The 24433-nt window shown below is 44.8% G+C and carries 21 protein-coding genes and 1 riboswitch; of the genes, 9 read left to right on the forward strand and 12 right to left on the reverse strand.

From position 1 onward, the window contains the following. Window positions 1-2: 2 nt before the first annotated feature. Window positions 3-1514, reverse strand: coding sequence for an immunoglobulin-like domain-containing protein (locus tag EP58_RS13770; protein WP_052165069.1), 1512 nt, complete (start codon window positions 1512-1514; stop codon window positions 3-5). Between the two features lie 445 nt (window positions 1515-1959). Here EP58_RS13770 and EP58_RS17825 point away from each other — a divergent pair, with 445 nt between their 5' ends. Together EP58_RS17825 and EP58_RS17075 are read left to right on the forward strand one after the other, a co-directional pair. Further along, complete coding sequence (locus EP58_RS17825; RefSeq protein WP_036094337.1) at window positions 1960-3501, forward strand: LPXTG cell wall anchor domain-containing protein; 1542 nt, start codon at window positions 1960-1962, stop codon at window positions 3499-3501. A gap of 210 nt (window positions 3502-3711) precedes the next feature. Further along, window positions 3712-4482 carry a sunset domain-containing protein gene (locus EP58_RS17075; RefSeq protein ID WP_052165068.1) on the forward strand — a complete coding sequence of 257 codons (771 nt, stop codon included), beginning with the start codon at window positions 3712-3714 and terminating at the stop codon, window positions 4480-4482. 43 nt (window positions 4483-4525) lie between these two features. On the opposite strand, the gene EP58_RS13785 is transcribed toward EP58_RS17075, so the two are convergent. Further along, complete coding sequence (locus tag EP58_RS13785) at window positions 4526-5026, reverse strand: hypothetical protein (protein WP_036094338.1); 501 nt, start codon at window positions 5024-5026, stop codon at window positions 4526-4528. Between the two features lie 108 nt (window positions 5027-5134). Here EP58_RS13785 and EP58_RS13790 point away from each other — a divergent pair, with 108 nt between their 5' ends. Both EP58_RS13790 and EP58_RS13795 read left to right on the forward strand, forming a co-directional pair. Beyond that, entirely contained in the window at window positions 5135-5554 is a 420-nt protein-coding gene (locus EP58_RS13790; RefSeq protein ID WP_077917928.1) for a MarR family winged helix-turn-helix transcriptional regulator, read from the forward strand. Then, window positions 5547-6419, forward strand: coding sequence for an SDR family oxidoreductase (locus tag EP58_RS13795; protein ID WP_036094340.1), 873 nt, complete (start codon window positions 5547-5549; stop codon window positions 6417-6419). Before EP58_RS13790 ends, EP58_RS13795 begins: the two co-directional genes overlap by 8 nt. Before the next feature lie 40 nt (window positions 6420-6459). On the opposite strand, the gene fdhD is transcribed toward EP58_RS13795, so the two are convergent. From fdhD to EP58_RS13820, 5 genes are all read right to left on the reverse strand, one after another. Beyond that, on the reverse strand, window positions 6460-7251 hold the full coding sequence (fdhD, locus tag EP58_RS13800) for a formate dehydrogenase accessory sulfurtransferase FdhD (protein ID WP_036094342.1): 792 nt from the start codon (window positions 7249-7251) through the stop codon (window positions 6460-6462). 63 nt (window positions 7252-7314) lie between these two features. Next, window positions 7315-7791, reverse strand: coding sequence for a helical membrane plugin domain-containing protein (locus tag EP58_RS13805; RefSeq protein WP_036094344.1), 477 nt, complete (start codon window positions 7789-7791; stop codon window positions 7315-7317). Further along, on the reverse strand, window positions 7791-10778 hold the full coding sequence (fdhF, locus tag EP58_RS13810; RefSeq protein ID WP_036094345.1) for a formate dehydrogenase subunit alpha: 2988 nt from the start codon (window positions 10776-10778) through the stop codon (window positions 7791-7793). Before fdhF ends, EP58_RS13805 begins: the two co-directional genes overlap by 1 nt. Beyond that, on the reverse strand, window positions 10744-11034 hold the full coding sequence (locus tag EP58_RS13815; RefSeq protein WP_036094347.1) for a hypothetical protein: 291 nt from the start codon (window positions 11032-11034) through the stop codon (window positions 10744-10746). The genes fdhF and EP58_RS13815 overlap by 35 nt, the downstream gene beginning before the upstream one ends. 125 nt (window positions 11035-11159) lie before the next feature. After that, window positions 11160-11729, reverse strand: a complete 570-nt coding sequence (locus EP58_RS13820; RefSeq protein WP_036094348.1) for an NAD(P)H-dependent oxidoreductase — start codon at window positions 11727-11729, stop codon at window positions 11160-11162. Window positions 11730-11899: 170 nt separating this feature from the next. On the opposite strand from EP58_RS13820, the gene EP58_RS13825 reads away from it, so the two are divergent. Beyond that, entirely contained in the window at window positions 11900-12298 is a 399-nt protein-coding gene (locus tag EP58_RS13825) for a BlaI/MecI/CopY family transcriptional regulator (protein WP_036094350.1), read from the forward strand. A 2-nt stretch (window positions 12299-12300) separates the two neighbouring features. Beyond that, window positions 12301-13728: a M56 family metallopeptidase gene (locus tag EP58_RS13830; RefSeq protein WP_052165066.1), complete on the forward strand. Its 1428-nt coding sequence runs from the start codon at window positions 12301-12303 to the stop codon at window positions 13726-13728. Between the two features lie 81 nt (window positions 13729-13809). On the opposite strand, the gene EP58_RS13835 is transcribed toward EP58_RS13830, so the two are convergent. Then, on the reverse strand, window positions 13810-14871 hold the full coding sequence (locus EP58_RS13835; protein ID WP_124892764.1) for a hypothetical protein: 1062 nt from the start codon (window positions 14869-14871) through the stop codon (window positions 13810-13812). Next, window positions 14868-15491: a hypothetical protein gene (locus EP58_RS13840; RefSeq protein WP_036094352.1), complete on the reverse strand. Its 624-nt coding sequence runs from the start codon at window positions 15489-15491 to the stop codon at window positions 14868-14870. Before EP58_RS13840 ends, EP58_RS13835 begins: the two co-directional genes overlap by 4 nt. Before the next feature lie 494 nt (window positions 15492-15985). Next, window positions 15986-16157: riboswitch (M-box (ykoK) riboswitch) on the forward strand. A 275-nt stretch (window positions 16158-16432) separates the two neighbouring features. Between EP58_RS13840 and mgtA the strand changes: the two genes are divergently transcribed. Genes mgtA through EP58_RS13860 form a run of 3 tightly spaced genes read left to right on the forward strand, consistent with a single transcriptional unit; the run spans window position 16433 to window position 21285 of the window. Continuing rightward, on the forward strand, window positions 16433-19030 hold the full coding sequence (mgtA, locus tag EP58_RS13850) for a magnesium-translocating P-type ATPase (RefSeq protein WP_036094354.1): 2598 nt from the start codon (window positions 16433-16435) through the stop codon (window positions 19028-19030). A 4-nt stretch (window positions 19031-19034) separates the two neighbouring features. Continuing rightward, complete coding sequence (locus EP58_RS13855; RefSeq protein ID WP_036094449.1) at window positions 19035-20189, forward strand: FtsW/RodA/SpoVE family cell cycle protein; 1155 nt, start codon at window positions 19035-19037, stop codon at window positions 20187-20189. Further along, window positions 20173-21285 carry an FtsW/RodA/SpoVE family cell cycle protein gene (locus tag EP58_RS13860; protein WP_036094355.1) on the forward strand — a complete coding sequence of 371 codons (1113 nt, stop codon included), beginning with the start codon at window positions 20173-20175 and terminating at the stop codon, window positions 21283-21285. The genes EP58_RS13855 and EP58_RS13860 overlap by 17 nt, the downstream gene beginning before the upstream one ends. Before the next feature lie 3 nt (window positions 21286-21288). On the opposite strand, the gene EP58_RS13865 is transcribed toward EP58_RS13860, so the two are convergent. From EP58_RS13865 to EP58_RS13875, 3 genes are all read right to left on the reverse strand, one after another. Next, a complete protein-coding gene (locus EP58_RS13865; protein ID WP_052165065.1) occupies window positions 21289-22605 on the reverse strand; it encodes an MFS transporter in 1317 nt (438 codons plus the stop codon). Window positions 22606-22677: 72 nt separating this feature from the next. Continuing rightward, the gene (gene aroD, locus EP58_RS13870; protein ID WP_036094357.1) at window positions 22678-23445 is read right to left on the reverse strand and encodes a type I 3-dehydroquinate dehydratase; all 768 of its coding nucleotides are present in this window, start codon (window positions 23443-23445) and stop codon (window positions 22678-22680) included. Window positions 23446-23459: 14 nt separating this feature from the next. Then, the gene (locus tag EP58_RS13875; protein WP_036094452.1) at window positions 23460-24323 is read right to left on the reverse strand and encodes a shikimate dehydrogenase; all 864 of its coding nucleotides are present in this window, start codon (window positions 24321-24323) and stop codon (window positions 23460-23462) included. Window positions 24324-24433: the final 110 nt, after the last annotated feature.

Below are 24433 nucleotides of genomic sequence, written 5' to 3' on the forward strand. Positions count from 1 at the left end.
CTTCACCAACTTACGAGTTGCTTCGTGTTTGCATTATAGACAACTAACTCGATTTTGTCGGTAGGTTTGTAGCTTGTTTTTGCGCCTACATAATATTTAAAAATCCCTTTACTAAACTGCCCGCCCCAACTTTTTGCTACACCATTTACTAGGAGTCGTGCTTTTACGACTGGTCCAATATAAACGCCTGTTATATAAGCCGTCTTCTTTTGATACACATTTGGTACAATCGTTCCTTTTAAGACGTTCAGAATCGCTGGGTATTTGCCTTGGAATGCATTATCTATAAATACGAGATGATTTATGCGAGGTATGATTGGTGCTTTTTCACGTAGAAAGAATGATTTATTGGAGATGGTCGTGCCTTTTCGTGATTGGATGGTATTTCCGCTAATGTCAACGCTATCTATGGCAGTTTGTCCCATGAAGCTGAATACATTCTGATAGTTGGAAAGCCCTTGCAATGTAAACTGGTTGCCTTTAATAGTTAAATTACGAACCTTCCCAATCGGAATGACATCATAGTTCGCTGGCGCTGTGTCTGTATCAATTTTATTATTCATGAATTTGAGCTGTTGCACCGTATAGGCAGTATTATTTCTCCAAGCAATGACTGCTGGACGCGTTTTCGTTTTTTTATTTTTGATGTAATTATTACTGATTTCTACACTTTTTGTCTCGCCATTAATCGCGATAAACTTGTTCAAAACATTGTAAGCTCGGTTGTTCGTAATCTTAAAATTGCCCCCGTCAAGAACAATTCCTTCATCTCCTGAACTTGTTTTCTGGCCTTTATTAAAATCATTGTTGTAGACGTTCGCCACCGGTATTTTAATCAAGTAAAGACTATTATCTACTATTTGATTAAATACATTATCATGAATATTCAGCTGAAAAATAGCGCTTCCTTGAATGACAATAGCTTGATTCACCTTCGAGAACTTATTTCCTTGAAGTGTGATGGAACGGTTTAACTCGTTAGTGGCTTTTCCGTATTGATAGCCGTTGTTGAAAAAACGTTTTTTCTTGATTATGATGTTTTTGCAATTTGTAAATGAAATCGAGCTGTCGACTTTGTTGCAGCCGTATTGCTTCGAATATCCTGTAAAACCACTGTTCTCAATCGTGATATTATTATTTTGCTCAAAATAAACAGCTCCTCGGCCGATAAGCGCTAAATCAAAGGTAACATTTTTGATGGAGATGTTGTGAATGCCTGCTTGATATCGAAGCAAGAACGGTGTTTGTTGATCGCCGTATCCTTTGAAGTTCGCCTTTACATAAGAACCTCCCGGCGCGCCTTGAATCGTGCATCGGACATTCGTAATTTGTTCATTTACCACATACGTCACGTCCTTTTTGTCCTTTAAAAGCAAAGTTCCGCTCCCCGCCTGTTCAATCAATAGCTTTAAGTCTAGCACGGTTGTCGCTTTGGCATTTATAGAATTAGTAGAAATCCATAGGAACAAGAGTCCTAATGCTGAAATAATGGCAACTATAAATGATTTTTTCATTCTAATCGCCTCTTTTATCTCCCTGCTAAAATATTCCACATTTACTGCCTTACGTCTAAATTAATATTCACCCCAAGCCCTCATTACAAAACTATCGAGCTATATTTCACTGGTGTTGCTTTCGCTAAAAAATCAATTTTCACATATAATCTATAAAACAAAAATATACCGATTTGTTCTCCTGTTTTCCTAACTCTACTACAAATAGGCATATATCTTAACTCTAAGTGCAAACAAAAGAAGGCAAATCCACTGGCACACAACGATCTATCCTCACCAAAATCCGTCCCCCACCTACAACCAGCGCCTGTCCCTACATTAAATTTAAATGTGAACAAACTGTGAACTTGATAAATTTTGCCGTCAAATGTACATTTTTTCTCTAGCCAAAGAAATTGATACCTTGTACAATAGAAACTAAGCATATTAAAAAGGGGAGACACTCATGTACCTAAAAGAAAAATCGATTAGCATCGCGCTAGTATTTGGACTAACTTTTTCAACTGTAAGTCCTGTATTTGCCGAGGAAATGACATCCCAACAAGATGCACAGCAACAAGCAGGTTGGGAAACCACTGAAGTCGCAGCTAAACCAAATGTTCATGTAACACAAGGTTATTACATTATTCCAGCTGATTTTGTGCAAATTTTTAGCCAAGATCGTGCTCCAGTCCTAACTTACAAGGATGGTGTAGTAGCAAAGAACGACACAGTAGGCACTTTTGAAACAACGATTGTCGTTACTTACAACGACGGAACATCGGAAGAAATCACGGTCAGCTATACCGTTGATGCAGATCCGAATGTAACACCGAAACCAGATCCTGAAACACCAGTAACTCCTGATCCTGATCCAGTGGAACCTGTGAAGCCTGACCCTGAGACTCCGGTAACGCCGGACCCAGAACCAGAAAAACCGGTAACGCCGAATCCTGATCCAGTGGAGCCTGTGAAACCAGATCCTGAAACACCAACAAAACCGGATCCAGAAAAACCAGTAACTCCTGATCCTAAACCAACAGATCCTGAGCAACCAGTGAAACCAGAAACGACTGTACTTGCTACAGCGAAAAACAACGTCACATTGGAGCTAAATGATGCGACAGCGACACCAAGTACTTTTGTAACTAAGAGTGCTGCTAACGTGCAACTTTCCTTCAAAACACAACCAGTGACTGACAAAATCGGCGCACAATCCGTGCAAATTACGGCAACAAAAGGCTCTACTACAACAACTGTAACCGTTAATTACACAGTGGTAGACACAACGAAACCATTTATCAGCCAAGATGAGGATGTTTTCTACGTGTGGCCTGGTGAGGAATGGACAGCAGAAGAGCTAGTGAACGCAACAGATAACTCTGGCTACGTGAAAGTTTATTTCCAAAATGGCGCAACACATTTAGACACGTCAAGCATTGGCGCAAACAGTACGGTTATCGTAGCTGAAGACGCTAGTGGCAACGTTTCTACTCTTAATTTCCAATATGAAGTTATCTCGGTAATGGGCATCATGCTTTACTCCGCCCCTTCTGTTAACTTCGATATGAGTACAGACACAGACATTTACGGTGGTACAGAGCCGGATACAACGCTTTTCGTTATCACAGAGGAAAGCGAAGAAGTTCTTGCTGAAACACGCGTGGACTACTCTGGCAGCTACCATGCCGTTCTTGATCGTCCGCTACAACCAGGCGAAACAGCATATCTGATTGCAGTTGATGATAACGGTGGTGTCAGTGACGTTACACATTACACTTATGGTACGAAACAAGTGCAAGAAGTGAAGTCAGCTACTATTTCTAAAACACCAGCTAACTCAGAGTCTGAGCAATCGACACAACAAGCACAAGCAGCTGGAAACGAAATCGTACCTGCAAGAGTAAATGAGCTACCAAAAACAGGAGATTCCAGCACAAACGGATTCGTGGCTTTCGGTCTACTCATTTCCGCAACAGCTTTATTCTACCTGAGAAAACGTTCATAAAAAATAGGGAAAGACGCAAAATCAGATTTTGCGTCTTTTTTGTTTCCGAATTCTTACAAAAGATATGATTATAACTTAAAAACCCCCAATTTTTAACGCTTACGAACGAAATAGCTACGTTCACGACTTAAAAAGTTTTTTTGCGCTTCTATAGAGTATACTATGATGGGGAACAATAAAAACTTATTTTAAAGGGAGCGATACAGTTTTATGGGGACATTTTTATTTTTGATTGCATTTTTAGGTTTTTTCTATGCTCTTGTTATGTTAATTTTAGGAATCTTTATCCGTGGAAAGAAACTTTTTAGACCGAAGCTGAATTTGATTATTTTAGGAGGGACGTTTGTTTTAGCGATTATTGGTGCTACTATGGCACCGACAACGCAAACAGCCGCAGAGCCTAAAGTCGAAACGAAGAGCGAAGAAGTGCAAAAGGATAAATTAGCGAAGGAACAAGAAGAAGCTAAGCAAAAACTTGAAAAAGAACAAGCTGAGCTAAAGAAAGAGCAAGAAAAACTAGCCAAAATACAGGCTGAACAATTGAAAAAAGAACAGGCGCAATTGGCTAAAGATAAAGCACTTGCTGAACAGAAAGCGAAAGACTTAAAAATCCAGCAAGAGCAGCAAGCAAAATTAGAGGCAGAACAAAAGGCCGCCCAAATAGCAGAGAAAGAAAAAGCAGCGGAAGAAGCTCAAAAAGCGAAGGAAAAAGAAGAACAGCGGCAACAAGCATTGAAGGATCAACAAGAGCGTGAAAAGCAAGAAGCTCAAGCAAAACAAGCCTCTCCGCCTGCGAGTAACGATGGTGGAAGCGGGAATCAATATGTCGATTCGAATGGTCAAGGAACGATAAAAGGTAGCGTTAACGGCATCTACCACTTACCTGGTGGAACCTACTATAACCGTACAAAGAATGTCGTTGCTTGGTTCAAAACAACCGCCGAGGCTGAAGCTGCAGGATACAGGCCGTCAGAGCGTTAATCCTAAAAAGTGCCAAATTCAAATTTGGTGCTTTTTCTTATATTTAATGAAAGCTTATCAATTTTGCCAGCCATTGTTCCCCTACTCCAATCGCGTGCGTCTTCCTTCCGTCTTGATTGAAAAACAGCATTAAATCGTTATTCCCAAGATTAATCACTAGCTGCGACTTCTTCTTTTTCCGCATCAAAATTGGTGTCATCACTTCTTCTTCCACCCAATGGTATTGCAAATTGTCTGTTAGAAAGATATACATTTCTAATCCTGAATTCTTATAAATCTCCATCAAATGTAGCATCTTCGGATAGTTGGATGGTACATTTTTGATGAGTATGTATTTCTTTTTGAGTGACAATTCTTCGCATTCGAGTTCTGGAAACTCCATCTGAAAATCTGCTAATTTCCAAATTTTCGTTGTGACTATAATCGAGATATTGCTTTCATGAAAGGCTTGGTGTTGCAGTTTCTTAAGAATATTTGCTTCGGTGGAAATGACATGGAAGAGACTTTTCACTTGGAACGGGAAATAATTTTCTAGCGGATTCATGAGACACCTCCTGCTATTCATTATAATATAGAATCTGATAAACCTTGCAATAAAAGCATATAGTTAGTATACTAACTATATGCTTTTATTATTTACGAAACAGGTGATATGATGAACGAATTTGGTTATTTATTAATGAACAGCGCGAAAAAGCTGCGTCATGCTTTGAATGTCGCTTTGGAGAAACACGACGTCACCAGTGCGCAGTGGGCTATTTTGAAACATCTTCAAATCCTTGATGGGCAGGCAGTTACGAGTCGCCTCCTGTCAGACAGACTTGGTTTTGATAAGCCGACTGTATCTGGTATTATTTCTAGGCTTGAGCAAAAAGGACTTCTTGCAAAACAGGCAAATACGCAAGATCGGCGCTCCTTTTCCTTACAACTGACTCCAAGTGCCCATGAAATCCTGCCGCAACTCGAAGCCACCAGTCAGGAAGTAACCGCCTCTTTTTTATCAATCTACACACCCGAAGAACAGCGCATTTTTGTGGCATTATTGCAGAAAAAACTAGAAAGGGATGAGTGATTTGGAGAAAATATTAGTGCTTGGCGCCACAGGAAATATCGGTTTTACAGTAGTTCAGAAGTTAACGGAAAACGGTATAGCAGTGCGTGCTGGGGTCTCGAATCCTGAAAAAAGTAAAACATTATGGGCAGATAACGCATTAGTCGATGTTATTCATTTCGATTTTTTGGACACCGCTACTTTTCCTAGTGCATTAGAAGGTATTACAAAAGTGTTTTTTGTCCGCCCTCCGCAGCTTTCCAAACCGAAAGAGGATATGTTTCCATTTTTGCGGTTTTTAAAAGAGCGTTCTGTAGCTCATGTCGTTTTCGTTTCTTTGATTGGAGTTGAGAAAAATCCAGTCACGCCGCATCATAAAATCGAGAAAGAGATGGTGCGCCTTGCGTTGCCGTACACTTTTTTGCGACCTAGTTTCTTCATGCAGAACTTGAATACGACTCATCAGGAGGATATTCAGAAGCACAGCGATTTGTTTATCCCAGCTGGCAAAGCAAAAACTAGTTTTATTGATACGCGGGATATTGGTGAGATTGCGGCGATTTGTCTCATGAATACGCCTGATCATCTGCATCAGAAATATAGTATTACTGGGAAGGAAGCCGTGAGTTACGATGAAGTTGCGGATAGAATGACTGCAATTCTAGGAAAAAAAATCACGTATAGTAAGCCGTCACTGCGGTATTTCCGGTCGACGATGATCAAGCGTGGTATTCCGAAAGAGTATGCGAATGTGATGACGATGTTGTATTTTATTACGCAGATGGGAAACGCGAAGAAAGTCACGGTCACTGCGAACGAACTTCTAAAACGTGAACTGACTTCTATCGATCAGTATATTGCAGATTATCGGACATCATTTCTATGATAAAAGCGCCAAATCTCTAAATTGAGGTCTGGCGCTTTTTCTAATTCTCCAAAATCCGATGTTGCCCGCTGTACACACTAAATTCATTACCGCGAATAAAGCCGACAGCCGTGATATTGAGTTCCCGCGCCATTTCTATCGCTAGTTCTGTGGGTGCCGAGCGCGATAAAATAATACCGCAACCAATTTTCGCCGTCTTCACTAAAATCTCCGAGGAAATCCGACCGCTAAAAATAATCGCCTTGTCCGTCATCGGAATTTCTGACTTCAAGCAATGTCCATAAATTTTATCAAGCGCGTTGTGCCGGCCAATATCCATCCGCACACAAATGACCTCATCACGACTGCAAAGCGCAGCGTTATGCACTCCGCCAGTTTTGCGAAACGTATCAGAATCCGCTTCAAATCGCGACATCAAATCGAAAATTTCCGCCGGACGCAACACCAAATCCGTCTCATTCCGCGTCTCCACCAGCGATGCATCCGATTGAAAATAGAAATTCTCCCGCGACTTCCCGCAACAAGACGTGATGTAACGTTTCGCGCGATATTTCGCATTAAATTTATTCACAAAATTCGCCGTCACCTTCGCGTGACCCGTCGCCTCAATGATTTCCACGCGATCAATATCCGCCACACCGCGCACAATCCCCTCCGAAGTCAGGAACCCAATCACCAAATCCTCCGCATATTCCGGCGTGCAGACAATCGTCACCAGCTCCTCCTCGTTCACATAAATCGTCAGCGGATACTCCACGGCCACCGTCGCCACATCATCAAACATATGCCCCTCTTTAAAACGTCGAATCCCAAGCCCCGCAGTCGTTTCCATCCTCGCCCCCACCTAACGAAAACCCCAGATGCGCATTTGTAAGCACCATCTGGAGTCTAATTTTTATTTCAGTTCCTGGCCGACGCCTTTTAAAAATGCCAAGCCGTAGCGCAACGCCCGGTTCACATCAGGGTCCTTCATCGCTTTTGCCAAGCCGAAAAGTCCCAGCGTCGTGTCATCTTTCAAGCTCTCATTCGCCTTCGCCTGCGCGTTCGCCAGTCCAGCCAACAATTGCTCCGTCTGCTCCGGTTTCGTCTCCGTCAATAATTTACTCGATATCATCAAATTATTAATCGCATTCGTCGCCGGTTCCTTCCGCGCCTCGTTCAAAAAGGTCGTCGCGATATCCTCTTTCGCCTTCAAAGCACTGTTCAACATATCCAGCGCCCCAGAATCATGCAGCGACTTCACTAACTCCAAAACTTCCATGAAAGCCGCATCATCCGTCGCAATCTGGTCTTTTATTGCCGTCATTTTATCCTGTTTTATCTGATCTTCTGTTTTTTCCACACGGCGGATTTTAGAAATCGGTTCTGCCATCACGCGTCACTCCCTTTCTTACACGCACAGTTTCCACCACAAGCACAATTATGCTTCGAAATCGGTTTGTAGTCCGCACGTGCCCACTTGCGCTCAATTTCCACACCATTTTGCGGGAACCTTGCTGCATTTCGTGGGTTATGTTTCGGTAGCGGATTTTCGCCACATTTTTGCAATACTTCTAAGTTTACCTTCGTTTGTTTGTAGGCCGGCGTCTTCGTCCGCACATCACCCGCGCTCGACGTTAACAAGTTGACCGCCGTTTCGTGACTGACTGAGTGCATCGGCAAGTAAACCTCATTTTCGCGAACCCGATCCGTCACGACCGCGTGTACCTTAATGTGACCGTATGGCGACGTCAATCGTACCAGCGAACCGTCCTCCACACCACGTTTCTGCGCCAATTCCTTCGATACCTCTACAAAAACTTCCGGTAATTTATAATCCAAGCCCTTCGTTTTATGCGTCAAATTCCCTTCATGGAACTGCTCCAACAAACGACCATTATTAAGCGTTAAATCAAACTCTTTCGGGAACTCAATCGGCGCTATATAAGGCAATACAGACAATTTCGCCTTGCCATCTGGGAAGTTAAAACGATCCTCATAAAGCAGCGGCATATCGACACCATCCGCCGAAACCGGCCAAACAAGGCTATCAAAACCTTCCATCCGATCATAGCTCACACCCGCGAAGAATGGCGCCAGACTAGCAACCTCATCCATAATCTCACTCGGATGCGTAAAGTTCCAATCACCACCACACGCGTTCGCCACTTCTTGAATGATCCACCAATCCGGTTTCGAATCACCAAGCGGCTCTAACACTTCGTACAAGCGCTGCACACGACGCTCCGTATTCGTAAACGTCCCCTCTTTTTCAAGCGAAGGCGATGCCGGTAAAACAACATCAGCAAACTGCGCCGTCTTCGATAAAAAGACATCTTGAACAACGAAGAAATCGAGTTTTGCGAGCGTATCTTGGACATGGTTCGTATTCGAATCCACCCAAGCCATCTCTTCCCCAATCAAGTACATCGCTTTAAGCGTCCCAGCCTCGATTGCGTCAAGCATTTCGTTATTTTTAAGACCCGGTACTTCCGAAATTTCCACGCCATACGCTTCCGAGAAACGCGCGCGAACTTCTGGATTCAAAATCGACTGCACGCCCGGCAATACGTTCGGCAAGGATCCCATATCACACGCACCCTGCACGTTATTGTGCCCACGAAGCGGATACGCGCCCGCGCCATGACGACCAAAGTTCCCCGTCACAAGCAGCAAGTTCGAAATCGCCGCCGACGTATGCGAGCCCGCAATGTTTTGCGTCACACCCATACCCCAACAAATCGCCGTGCCATCAGCCTCGTGTACCATTTGCGCCACATTTTGCAGCGTCTCAATCGAAAGCCCCGTCTCAGCCTCCGCGTACTCAAGCGTAAACGGCTCAAGGAACGTCATGTAATCCGCCACATTCGAAATCCGTGCTTCCATAAACGGCGCATCATGCCATCCCATATCAATCATGTACTTCGCAACCGCCGTCAACCACACAAAATCCGTACCCTGCTTCGGCCGAATAAACAAGTCCGCGCGCTCCGCCATCTCATGCTTCCGAAGATCCGAAACCATCAATTTCTGGCCGTTCAATTTCTGCGCACGCTTCATGCGACTAGCAAGAACCGGATGCCCATCCGCCGGCGAACAACCGACCAAAATCACAAGTCCGGCCGTCTCAATATCCTCCGCCGTTCCCGAATCCGCCCCAATTCCGACCGTATTCGTCAAACCATCCGACGCCGGCGCTTGGCAATAACGCGAACAATTATCCACATTATTCGTCTCAAACACTTGGCGAGACAATTTTTGCATCAAATAATTCTCCTCATTCGTTGTCTTAGAAGAAGAAATAAAACCAAGCGAATCATTGCCGAACTCCGAACGCAAACTGCCCAAACGCTCCGCAATCAAAGCAATCGCTTCCTGCCAAGATGCCTCCACAAATTCATCACCTTGGCGAATCAACGGCGAAGTCAAACGCTGCTCACTATTCACAAAATCCCAACCAAATTTACCCTTCACACACGTCGCAAATTTGTTCACAGGACCTTCACCAGTCGGCTCCACTTTCAAGATTTGACGACCTTTCGTCCAAACCTCAAACGAACACCCAACCCCGCAGAACGTACAAACCGTTTTCGTTTTCTTCGTCCGCGTATCCCGCATCGATTTTTCCATTTCCGACAACGCGAAAACCGTCTGATACGGCGGCTCCACTTTTTTCACCATATCTATCATTGGCTCCAGCACTTCCTCGCCAATTCCCGTCATAAATCCAGCTTGGCCGAGCATCGATTTCTCCATCATCGCGTTACAAGGACAAACCGTCGAGCAAAGCCCACACGACACGCACGACGACATATTCGCCGGACGATCATCATCCCAAATAACCCGGGGCTGCGGCCGATCCCAGTCAATCGAAAGTGTCTCATTCACCTGCACACTCTGACACGCCTCCACACAACGCCCACAAAGAATACACTGATCCGGATCATAACGATAAAACGGGTGCGAGAAGTCATTGATATAGCCCTTCTCACGGAATGGCCGTTCCTGCGAATCCACCTCAAGCAGTTCCGCCGTATTATGTACCCGACAGTTCCCATTATTATTATCACAAACCGTACAATACAACATATGATTCTCTAAAATCCGGTCCATCGCCTCAAGTTGCGCCTCTTTCGCCTTTTCCGAATCCAACTTAATCTCCATTGCATCCTTGAAATCCGTACTACAAGCCCGCATCAACTCGCCGTCAACCTCGCACATACACGTATCACACGACTGAATCGCGCCCATCTGCTTACTATAACAAATATGCGGATGATGCACGCCCTCATCATTCAAATAATCTAAAATTCGCGTTCCTTCTTCCACATCATGCGCCTTGCCATTAATCTTCACCGTGACTTTCACCTTCGCACTCATCCAAAAATCCCTCCTTGAAAACTAAAAACTCATGCCATTTATCGAAAAACGCTTGACCCACCTCACAAATAAGATAAAAAATACCAAACCTTATCTTCAGGTAAGATGCACACTCCGCTTCCAACAAATCGAGCGAAAGCGTTTGTATTCCAGCTAGCATCCTATTCTTCAGGAAGCGTTTCCATTCACCTTTCATTATATCAGTTATTGTGAAAATTGAATAGCAAAAAGTTAACTGATAATCGTTCTCAATCACGTGTTGGCGCCCTTTTCACACCACCTACCAGATTGTGAAAATTAGTGCTAATAGGGACTAATTCCCACCATCCAGATTCTTATCTAATTTTACCTTAAACCCACATCATGAACACATTACCCATATCAAATAGTACTACTAATCCTAGCAATTTTTTGCAGAAATTTATTTATTTTGACTTCATTAGAACCTTTTACATACGATAAAGAAGTATGCTTATATGTCGAAATACCACACATTTTCAGAATTTGCTTACTGAGAACTCGCCCATAATCCTTTTGAATAAAGTTAGCATAAACCGCTGGCGTATCGTGCGTATTAATAATCCAAGCCCGCTTCCCTTTCAGCAACCCAATCGGCCGAATCCCTTTATACTTATACGCAAAATCCTTCGCAAACACCTTATCAATAAATCCCTTTAAAATCGCCGGCGTGCTACTCCACCAAATCGGATAAATAAAAATCAAAAAATCCGCCCAAAGAAGCTGCTCTCTATACTCCTTTGTATACGCATCTCTATGTAAATCTCGACGCTTATTCATACTATCAAAACGTAAAACAGGATCAAACTCCTCTTTATAAAGGTCAATTCCCTTGACGATATTTTTCTTTCCCAACTCTTTTTCCACCGTCTCCTTAATGGCATAATTTAACCCTTCATGATTTGGATACGTATAAATTAGTAGTACATTCATCTTTGATCGCGCTCCTTGCTTGCTTTGTATTTTCATTTATACATGCTACTCTACTCCATAAAACCTTTAGATGCAACACAAGTATTAGAACGGGGGTTGACTTCCAATAACGATGCATGTTACTATTTATTCACGGATTACAAATGTAGTCCGAAGAAAGGAGGCATCACATGGGACACTTACCTAAAATATCCGAAGCTGAATTAGAAGTTATCCAAGTTATTTGGCAAGAATCTCCATTAACGGCCGGTGAAATAATTCAAGCCTTGGAAAAAGAACACGAGTGGAGTCCTAAAACAATACGAACGTTACTCAACCGACTAGTCCAAAAAGAAGCTATTTCCTCCCATCAAGAAAAAGGAAAACTGCACACATACACCGCATTAGTCTCCCAAGAAGATTACATGCAAAGCGAAACAAAATCATTATTAAACCGTTTTTACGGCGCAGCTTTCAAACCATTACTCGTTAACTTTATAAAAGAGGAAAAGCTATCCGCAGAAGATATCGATGAATTAAAGCAACTTTTAGATGATAAAACTGAGTCCAATCCCAGAAAGGATAACTAGTTATGGTTCATACGCTATGGCACACGTATCTCCCCTCCATTTTTGACTGGGTTATCGAAACTTCTATTTTGGCAAGCGTGTTAGTCGTTTTCCTTCTGTGCATCAGATTCGCATTAAAAAAATGGCTAACACCGCAATGGAAATACGCATTATGGCTAATTCTAATAGCAAGGCTTGTACTACCATGGTTCCCAGAAAGCTCGTTCAGCATCTACTCCATACTACCAATAAACCCTGAGCCCGCTCCCATTGTTAGCCAAGAAAGCACAGCAATACCACCCGAAGCCATCGCAGAAGTACCCGTCATAACGGAAGACGTACCTGTCGAAATCAACGTATACACTATCTTTTTATGTATTTGGATACTAGGCGTTCTGATTGCTGGAATTTTCATAATCTTGACAAACAGACGTCTATATAACTATATAAGTAAGCAACCCGAAATAACAGACAAACGAGTTTTGGCCATTTATCGCCAATGCAAGGAAGATATGTCCATTAAAAAAGACATCCCGTTACATTATTCTGGAAAAATTTCAGCACCAACCTTATTCGGAATGAACAAACCTAGGATTTTGCTTGATGAAAAACACGTAAAGCATCTAAATAACGATCAACTAAAATACATTTTTTATCACGAATTATCCCACTATAAAAGAAAAGATATCAGCATTAATTTACTGATGAATTGCCTGCTTATTGTCCACTGGTTCAACCCGGTTCTTTGGTACGCCAATCGCGCCATGCGAGAAGATCAAGAAATGGCCTGCGATAACATGGCCCTGACCTTCATCAATCCCGCAGAAAGAACCGCTTACGGGCACACCATTATTACATTAGTAGAGCAATATTCGACGTACTACCAGCCATCCACATTGGCACATTTCAGTAAAAACAAACTAAGATTAAAGAGGAGAATCATTATGATCAAAAAATTCAATAAAAAATCCCAACTATTAACAGCAGTAGGTTTCATCGCTATTTTGGGCGTATCCGCGTTCTCTCTAGTGGACGTAAAGGCCGAAACAACCGAATCACAAAAGCAAGAAATGGCAGACAAAATGAAAAAAGAAGAAGCCGTAAAACAAGAAGCAGCAGATAAAGTGGCAAGCGGAGAATATGACGAAAAAATGGCTGCTGATTATAAAGCAAAAATGGCGAGCGACAATGCCACTGAGGAAGTAACAAGCGCAGAAATCGACAAAAAAGTAGATGCAGCATACGAAGAGAAGAAACGACAAATGGCTGAGGAAAACGCAGCTAAGAAAGCAGAAGACGCAGCTTTCAACAAAAAAATGGCCGCGGCTACTGAAGAAAAGAAAAAACAGATGAGCGAAGAAAACGCAGCAACTAAGGCAACAAGCGAAAAATATGACGAAAAAACAGCCGCTGATTATAAAGTAAAAATGGCCGCTGAGAACGCAAAATAAGGCATTAAAAACAAACGATGCTCCCCATCTAATGTTCACCCCAAAATTAGACTAAAACTCTGATTTTGGGGTGTTTTATTATTACTTATCCAACCACCGCAAAGCATCCTGACTCATCGATATAATCTCCTCATGCTCCCCAACATTCGTGACAAACAGCAATGACCGAATCCGCTCTGCCGTGGAAAAAAGATGATTATCCGGATACTCCGACTCGATCATATTACTATACCGAATCCCATCCAAATGCTCTATTTTATACGACATCTGATCCGTAACGATAAGCCCCTTTCCATCATAATTCGCCTTAATCCCATTATCCTCCCCATTCAACAACACCGATTTTTGCAGTTTCGTATCGTACAAGTAAAGCCCGTTACCCTTGGAATAAGCCACCAAATTATCACCAACTGGCTTCAAATCACTATAATCCACGCCTAAATCATGTATTTCGTAATTCCCAGACCTCAGATCATAACACTTCAAATGCCCGCTTCCTCGCCGAATATCCCGATACCACATTTTATGCTCTGAAAAAGCCAGAACCGTCCCGTCCGCTCCAACCTCATCAAGCTGCTCCTCCTCAGCCGTTTTCAAATCATACGACATAACCAATCCCGTCTTCCCATTAGACTCCAACCAATAAACCCGGTGACCTATCACATGAAAATCGAAAAATGAGTGCGCATCACTGCCCTTCCATTTCTTCAAAATTTTCTCCTGTTCGATGTCATAGATAACCGTCCGTGTCGCACCGTCCGCGTCTGCCTCCACCCAACCAAGATAATCCTCATTCCCAAAAGTCGAATCAATCCCGTCCATGCCAAACTTCATCTTGCTAGAACCTGGCACCATCTCCATTTTGCCAGTCTTCTTATCAATCCCATAAACAGCCTTCGCGATGTTGTAACTGTCCGTATCGCCTTCCGTATCCACCAACGTATAAATCGTATCCCGCGTATCCACCATGGAGTAAAAACCAACCCCATCCTCACCGATAAACCGCGTCCGATCCTTCTCGTTCACCACCTGCACACGCAATTCCTTATTCGCCTTCACAACCTTATTTATCGCAAAAGCCACACCTAAAACGAGTAAAACCACAATCACAACCACCACTCGTTTTTTCTTCGCATCCATCATTTCTCCCTCACAATCTTAAAAATATATTCCCCATCAATCTGCGCAGGAGACGTCTCCTTAACTGCCGTATTTTCCGACAAATATATTTTCAACGCATCGCCTTTCTTAATATCATCCGCTTCAATCCTTTTCCCATCCGCGTCAAAAATATCACTAGTCTTATGTAACACATACTTCCCATCATCCAGACTAGGCTCCATACCAGTAAACAATTTCAAATGCTGCACATAAAGCGACGAACCTCCATCCTCATAAGCCTCCCCAAGATACAAATTAAAATCATCCTCCGTTTTCGCAAGTGGATACTTCACATCCGGCTCATCACTTGTAAACGAATACGGCATAAACAACACATCCTGCCCCTTACCTATAAAAATATACTGATACACAATATCCGCCGAATCTCCCCGAACCTTGAAATTCTTCACATAATCCCCACTTTTCATCCAATCCCACACAAATTTCTCATCATAAATAGCCTTATTCGGCACACTTTGCTCCTGAATAAACGCATCGATTTCCCTCTCCGCGTAAGCCTTCGTATAATAATGCTTCCCAATAAAAAATCCACCCACAATCACAGCGAGCCCTAGCAACATCCAACTGTACTTATTCTTCATATCATCTGCCTCCACACTTCACGAATTTTCCATAACCTACCCTAAAAGTATCATAAATCACGAATCCGAACAATGACAATCCGCATATCTTTAGGAAATATTTAATCCCCCATACATTCCTTAACAAAATTTAAAGAACCCGATATAATCACAAAACACAAATAAAAAATTTCAAATCCCATCCAATCCCCCAAGCCCTTCTCACGCCCCTCCTCCCCCAACAATTATCTTGCCCCCGCGCAACTTTTTTAGGGAAACCCCCTTGACACAAAAAAACATCGATGCTAACCTAGAAAGAGTAAGAACAATAATAAAAAAAATCAGCAAGCCAAAAAGTCTCTTCCAAACGCCAATTCAGACCGCACCTCCAAACCTCAGCGTGCCCACAAATGCTTAGTTGCTAGGCAAAAGTGAGTACCGCAGCGGAGCGTACGACTGTACGAGAGCAGCGGAACGGAACTTTTAACGACGCAAATGAGCGTTTGTGGGCACGCTGAACGACCTGTATAGTGAGGCTCCTATATGAACATATGCCACTGCCCAAAAATGTCCAAAGACGCCAATGGGTTGAACAGGGATTGTCGGATTAAGGCTTTCCATAATGTGGCTAAGAAACCAGTTTTCTTTACGTTGTATAGTGCCAAATCTTTAGCGAGGGGAATAGTATGTTTTTTTATGCGCATAAAATTCTGAATCTCTGCCAAAGTCACTAGACGGGTAGGGATTTTTTGTGCGTAATAAAGCATGAAATGAAAATTCTGCTATTATATTTATTATTGTCAATTTATATAGAACGGAGGTGGAGTAACATGCCACAATTTTTAGAAGACGACCCTGCAGAACCTGAATCATCGAACGTAATAACGGACTGGAATGGCTTTTACTCCACCAGAAACCTAAAAAAGCCGTGACAGTTTCGAACTGAATCGGAGGATAATACAATGAAAAAAGCACTAAACAAGTTACGTAATGAACAAGAAGTGAACCGGACACTACTCCAAGATTCCACAGCAAACAAAGACGCGACGATCGCGAAATACAAAACAACGACACAAGGCCTAAACGAAGTCGAAGTTACGAGACGTCGCACTAAATTTGGCCCAAATATCACCGCCGAACAGAAGCCAACACCGTGGTATGTCAATCTGGCCAAGGCTTTTCACAACCCATTTATTTATATTCTTGCCTTCCTAATGATTATTTCTTACGTAACGGCCGACATCGAGGCGACCATCATTATGGCTCTGATGATCCTATTTAGCGTCATTCTGAGCTTCACCCAATCGATGCGCGCCCAAAAAGCTAGTCTCGCTTTGAAAAATATGATAGAAAATACGACCGCGATTATTCGTGACGGCATGCAACGCGAAATTCCGATTGTGGATGTCGTTCCAGGCGATATCGTTTTCCTCTCAACCGGCGACATTATCCCAGCGGACGCGCGAATCGTCGAAGCCAAAGACCTATTTATCAACCAATCACCACTCACTGGCGAATCGATTCCCGTTGAAAAATTCGTCGAAGCCACCGAAAAAAGTTTCAGCATTTTTGAACGAGACAATTTGGCATTCATGGGCACCGACGTGATTAGCGGTCAAGGTAAGGCGCTAATTCTTAAGACCGGCGACCACACGATTTTCGGCTCCCTATCTCAAGAAGCTCTCGCCAAACGTGACGAAACCAGTTTTGATAAAGGCGTCAAATCCATCTCCAAACTACTGATGTACCTCATGCTTGTCATGGTTCCAATCGTCTTTTTGATCAATGGCATCATGAAAGGTAACTGGACCGAAGCGCTTCTGTTCGCCGTTGCTGTAGCCGTGGGACTTACGCCCGAAATGCTTCCGATGATTGTCAACACCAATCTCGCAAAAGGCGCCGTTCGCATGGCTAAAAAGAAAGTCATCATCAAAGAGCTGAGCGCGATTCAAAACCTAGGCGCGATGGACGTTCTCTGCACTGACAAAACCGGCACGCTGACCAAAGATAAAGTCGAACTCATCGAACACATTGATACGACTGGCGAAACGTCCGATAAAGTCCTAGCGCTCGCCTTCCAAAACAGCCACTTCCAAACCGGCTGGAAAAACATCATGGACCACGCGATCATTTCACACATGGAAAAAACAGGTGATAGCAAACGTTTCACAACCCCAGAAAAAATCGACGAAATCCCGTTTGACTTTGCCCGCCGCCGTCTCAGCGTTATTTTGCGCAAAAAAGACAGCCTGCAAATGATTACAAAAGGCGCGATTACCGAAATGTTCGACGTCTGCTCCACACTTGAAGAAAACGGCGCGATTATCGAGCTCACAGACCCAATCAAAAAACGCCTCCACACGCAATGTGAGGAAATGAATCGCAACGGAATGCGCGTCATCGCCATCGCGACGAAAACCAAGACCGAGAAAGAAACCTTCTCCGTCATCGATGAGCAAAATATGACACTAATTGGCTTCCTCGGTTTCCTAGATCCCGCCAAGCCATCTGCAAAACCCGCGATTGCCTCTTTGCATGATCACGGCGTTACCGTCAAAGTTCTCACAGGTGACAACGAAATCGTCGCGCAAACCATTTGCAAGCAAGTCGGCATTCCGTCAGAGAAATTCCTGCTCGGTTCCGATATTGATTTCCTATATGATGACGAACTGACCGAAGCAACGAGGACCCACCACATCTTCGCCAAGCTCACACCAACTCAGAAATCCCGCATCATTCACCTGATTCGAAAAGACGGCCACACAGTTGGTTTTATGGGTGATGGAATCAATGATGCACCAGCCCTGCGCAAAGCAGACGTCGGAATCTCTGTTGATACTGCCGCCGATATAACCAAGGACGCAAGCTCCGTTATTCTACTCGAAAAGAGTTTAACGATACTAAACGATGCCGTAACGGAAGGTCGTAACGTCTTCGGAAACATTCTAAAATACATGAAAATGACAGCCAGCTCCAATTTTGGAAACGTGTTTAGCGTGCTTGTCGCCAGCGCCTTCCTGCCATTTTTACCAATGCTATCGATTCATCTACTTTTGCAAAACCTCATGTACGATGTGTCGCAAATGACGCTACCGTGGGATAAAATGGACGAATCCTTCTTGAAAAAGCCACGGAAATGGGACCGCAAAAACATGCTGCGCTTCATTCTTCTGATTGGCCCAGTCAGCTCGATTTTTGATATTCTCACGTTCGCCCTCATGTGGTTCGTCTTTAGCGCCAATACGATCGCGGAACAAGCACTGTTCCAAAGCGGTTGGTTCGTTGTCGGCCTGCTCACACAAACGCTCGTCGTCCACATGATTCGCACAGAAAAAATTCCATTCATCCAAAGTCGCGCAGCTGCGCCAGTGATGATTTCCACCCTTATCGTGATGGGTCTGGGTATTATCATTCCATTCACGTCGCTTGGTCACAACATCGGACTTGTCAGCCTACCGCTCAGCTACTTCCCGTGGCTCATCGCGATTCTTGTAGGCTACATGATAACCGTCCAAATCGCCAAAAATCTCTACATCAAGAAATTCCATGATTGGATTTAAGCCGATGTTTACCAAACAGAATAGCATCCTTATTATTGCCTATCTCGCCACAGGAATTTGGAGTTGCCTCATGGTTTACAGCGCCAGTTATGCATCCGCAGGCAACCGTTACGATGTAGCAAGCAACCATTTCGCCGTTCGTCAAGCCATGTTTTACGCAATCGGCCTCGCTTGCCTACTCTTCTTTGCCAAACTAAAAACAACACCATTCTGTTCTAAAAAAACGATGAAAATAGCAGGCGGCGTCGCTGTCCTCCTGCTACTTCTCGTTCTACTTACCGGTACAGCGACCAACAACGCCCAGCGCTGGATTCAACTAGGTGGCGCCACACTTCAACCAACCGAACTCGTCAAAATGCTACTCATCGTTGTTACCGCCAACTTCATCGTCCACTACTTTGCAACGATGGCGCGCTCCAATCGCGTCACGTACTTACTCATTGCCTACATCTTCGTATGCGCAGGTCTCATTATTTTGCAACCTGATTTAGGCACAAGCTTCATCGTTCTATGTATTTTCGCCGCCCAACTGCTCACATCCGGGCTATCCGCACGCAGACTCAGCCAACTCGCGCTCACCGTCATCCTGTTCGTCGCCCTCAGCCTAGGCATCACGTACCTGCTCCATCCCGATTTTTTCAGTCAGGCTCGGCTTGGTCGTTTCGCGTTCCTTGACCCGTTCAGCGAAGCCAATCTCGACGCCTCCTACCAACTCAGAAACGGCTATTACGCGATTGCAGACGGCGGCATATTCGGCAAAGGATTCGGCCAAAGCGTCCAAAAACTCGGTTTCCTGCCCGAATCCCATACCGACTTCATCAGCGCAGTCATCTCAGAAGAACTTGGCATCATTGGCATTCTTGTGACCATGAGTCTCATCCTGTTTTTCATCGGAAAAGCCTTCCACATCGCACTTCGCAGCCAATCAGCATTCGACACTTCCGTCTGTATCGGTTTTGCGACCTGGATCGCCGTCCAAGCCGTACTCAACCTCGGCGGCATCAGCGGTATGATCCCACTCACCGGCGTCCCGTTGCCATTTATCAGCTTCGGCGGCACCTCCATTATCACCCTATCGTGCGGCGTCGGATTTCTCATCAGCGCCGAACGCCAAATAACCCTCACAGAAAGAAGGAATCTCCATGCAAACCAACAATAGACTCCGCGAAAGCCTAGTCGTCATCATCTGCCTACTATCCATGATTAGCTGCCTAGCAATTTTCATGGCCCAACAAACCAATCAATACGACGCCAACTTCTTCCGCATGCAAGTGATTTTCATCATCGCTGGCTTCGTCGCCGTATTTCTCCTATCAAAACTCGACATGACCTTCGTCCGCGCCAACATTCTCTGGGTATACTTCGCCATGCTCATCCTGCTCGCCGGTATCCTCATTCCAAACCCACTCGTATCAAAAATTAATGGCGCGACACGTTGGTATCAGCTAGCCGGATTCTCCCTACAACCATCAGAAATCGCCAAATCGATGTTCATCGTCGTCATCGCCCATTTTGCGGCAACATACGAACGCGTCATTTGGAAGCAGCTACTCATCACGTGGTCGCTCGCCGGCGTTGTTCTCCTTTTAATCATGAAACAGCCCGATCTCGGCACAACCATCGTCTACTTCGTCAGCGCCTTCACGATCAGCATCCTAGCCCTAAAATCCAGCAAACTCATCATCACGATCCTAACATCACTCGTCGTCGCAGTAAGCGGTGGCCTCTATCTCGTCGTCTACCACGTCCACCTACTCGAAAAAATCGGCTTCAAAAGCTACCAATTCCGGCGCATCAACACGTGGCTCGACCCAGCAAGCGATCCCAATTCCTTCTACCAAGTCGACCGCTCCCTAAAAGCAATCGGCTCCGGAACCATGTCTGGCAGCAACTCACCATCCGTCTACATCCCAGAAAGCCACACCGACATGATTTTCAGCACCATCGGCAACCAATTCGGCTTCATCGGCGCCAGTTTCCTGCTCATCTTGTTCATGCTCTTCATCCACCAACTCATCATCGCCGCACTACACATGAAAAGCAGTTTTTCCACATATGTCATCGCCGGTTTTGCCATGATGTTCGCCTTCAATATTTTCGAAAACATCGCGATGACCATTGGCCTCATGCCCCTAACCGGGATTCCACTGCCATTCATCAGTTACGGCGGCAGCTCGACACTCGGCAACATGATCGCGCTCGGCGTCATTCTCGCCGTCATCAAATGCGACGACACCAGCCTACGCCGAGCCTAGCAATCAGTCCGAAATCGTCTTTTTCTCCTCATCCGGAATTTTTTCAATGCGCCCTAAGAACACCGTAATCGATAAAATTCCAACCAGCATCACGACGCCCGCCACAACAAAAGCAATCGCGAAACTTCCCGTCGCACCAACGATAAACCCAGTTACAATCGGAGCAGCAATCGCCGTCAAATTCCCAATAAAGTTCATAAAACCGCCCACAGTCCCAACCGAACCATTCGGCGCTAGAATCGACGGCATCGACCAGTTAATCGTAGACGCGATACAAATTCCCGACACCGCAATGCTAAAATAAATAATCGCCGTCTGCGTGTCCTTCGTCGTTGCAGCTCCAATCACCGCAAGCCCAAGCAACATGCCAATCGTCAAAAATAACTTCCGAACCTTCGACGGATCAAATCCCCGCTTAATCAGAAAATCAACGAACAGCCCACCAATCAAGACACTAGACAACGCACCACAAGCCCACGGAATCGCCGTATACAGTCCCGATTTCATAATATCCAAATGAAGTTCCCGCATCAAATAATTCGGCAACCACGTCAAGAACAAGAAGAACGAATAATTATACGCCGCCGCACCGATCGCCAATGCCCACAACTTCCGCTGCTTCATCAAATATACCAAGCGACTCCCCTCACCAGGCGCGACCTGCTTTTGCACATCACCCGACTGAATATAATCCAGTTCCTCCTTCGAAAGCCGCGGATGCTCCTCAGGGTCCCGATACAACATCCAAAACCAAACACAGTACACAATACTAATCAGCGCCGTCACAAGAAAAGCCTCACGCCAGCCCCATTTTGCAATAATAAAAGCCACCATTGGCACACCAATCACATTCGACAACTTCGAAGACATATCAAACATCGCCGTCGCAAATCCACGTTCCTTCAGAGGAAACCAGTATCCCGTCGCCTTCGAAGCCGCACTAAACGCCGGAGCCTCCGCCACACCTAGCGATAATCTCAAAATAAATAATGGCAATAATCCACTAATAAAAGCCGTCAATCCCGTCGCAAAAACCCAGACAATCGAGCAAACCCGATTCAGCCATTTCACACCAATCCGGTCCAGCACAACCCCCATCGGAATCTGCATCAACGCATACGTCCAAGAAAAAGACGACAACAAAATACCGAACATCGCCGGCGAAATACTCAGTTCATCCATCAAAACCTGCCCAGCAACCGTCAAATTAATCCGATCAAAATAGTTCACCAAACAGCCAAATCCAAGTAATAAGCCGATCCAATATCTAAATTTTTTCTTTGTTGTGATAACTTTGCCGAGTTCTATCTGCTTCTCCATCCTTTTCCCTCCCAGTCTCACTAATGAAGCCAAACCTCTCAAGAAAAAAGCCATTTTCCCAAGAGGCACTAGTCATCCATTCACGCTTTTATGCAACAACGTCAACACTCGGCGCAACTCATCCACAGGAACCTGTCCAGGCGCAGAAACCTTTTTCGCCGCTCCAAACGTCAACGCCGAGCCAAAAATCTCTCCAGCCAAACGCGAAATAACACCCGTTCCCGCCATCGACATCGTGATAATCGGACGATCCGCATATTTTTCACGCATCGTATTCGTCGCACTAAGCAACGTCAACACATCCGCCACCGATTGCGGCATCACCGCCATTTTAGGCAAATCTGCGCCCATTTCTTGCATCTTCACAAGCCGCGCCACAATCTCATCCTCACTCGGCGTCTTCTCGAAATCATGATTCGACATAATCACCTTCGCACCCGCTTGATGCACCACCGCCACAAGTTCCGCCACTTCCTTGTCCCCCGTAAACAGCTCCACATCCACGATATCCGCCATGCCAGTCGCCGCAATTTCCCGATTCAGCGCCACATAACTCGCCACCGGAAAATCACGCTCACCGCCCTCTTTCGCACTCCGAAACGTAAAAATCAGCGGTATCTCCCGCAAAATCCCACGAATCTCCTGCAAAGTCACCTTCACTTTCTCCGTATCCGCGACGTCTTCATAAAAATCCACACGCCATTCCACGACATCCAGATCAAGATCCACCAACATCCGCGCTTCCTCGATCAATTGCGCCGCCGTCTCACCGACCATAGGCACACAAATACTAGGCGCACCCTCACCGATCACGACATCTCTCACCGAAACAGTCCTCATCTCCGCTCCCCCTTTCAAAAAAGTAACGCCTTGATATCCTCAACCGGCATATCTTCCCCAGTCCAAATTTCAAAAGCCTTCGCACCCTGCCACAGCATCATTCCAAGGCCATTTACCGTCGTGCACCCAACCTCATCCGCCATTTCCAACAAACGCGTCTTTGCAGGCACATACACAACATCCGACACAATCAAACCAGGACGCAAGTAAGACACATCCGGCACAACACTCTGCCCAACAAGCGGCTTCATCCCAACCGAGGTCGCATTAACAAAAATAGCACTGCTCGCCATTTCGCTCCGTAGGGATTCCAAATCAGCCAAATCAAACAACTGCGCCTTACAATCCGTTTTCGAATTAATATCACGCACCATCCGCTCTCCCCGCTCGTAAAACTCGTCCTTCCTATTAAAAATCGAGATTTCCCTCACACCATCAAGCGCAGCCTGAATACAAATCGCCGTTGCAGCACCACCAGCACCCGCAATCGTCATTTTTTCCCCAATAATATCAATCTTAGCTTCCGCGAGAGCCCGCATATACCCCGTTCCATCCGTAATATGCCCCGTCAAAACGCCATCATCATTCACAACCGTGTTCACCGCGCCCGCAAGTTCCGCCGCCGGAGACAACTTATCCAAATGCTGCTTCACCAACACCTTATTCGGCATCGTCACATTACAACCACGAATTCCCATAGCCCGAAACCCCTGCACCACATCCGCTAACTGCTCCGTCCCAACATCAAAAGCCAAGTAAACATAATCCAATCCCAATTTCGCAAATGCCTCATTATGCATTTTTGGTGATAAACTATGAGAAATCGGCGTACCCAATAACCCAATCAACTGCGTCTTCCCAGAAATTCGCTCCGTCATACTAAAAACACCCTTCCCTATTATGTATACTATTCCTTTGTCAGCAAAATCAGTATATTCATCCAACTCTACAATCATACCAGAAACAGCATCCCTTTTTCCAGTCACTT

It is taken from the genome of Paenilisteria newyorkensis, from assembly GCF_000766145.1.
GTDB classification, from domain to species: domain Bacteria; phylum Bacillota; class Bacilli; order Lactobacillales; family Listeriaceae; genus Listeria_A; species Listeria_A newyorkensis.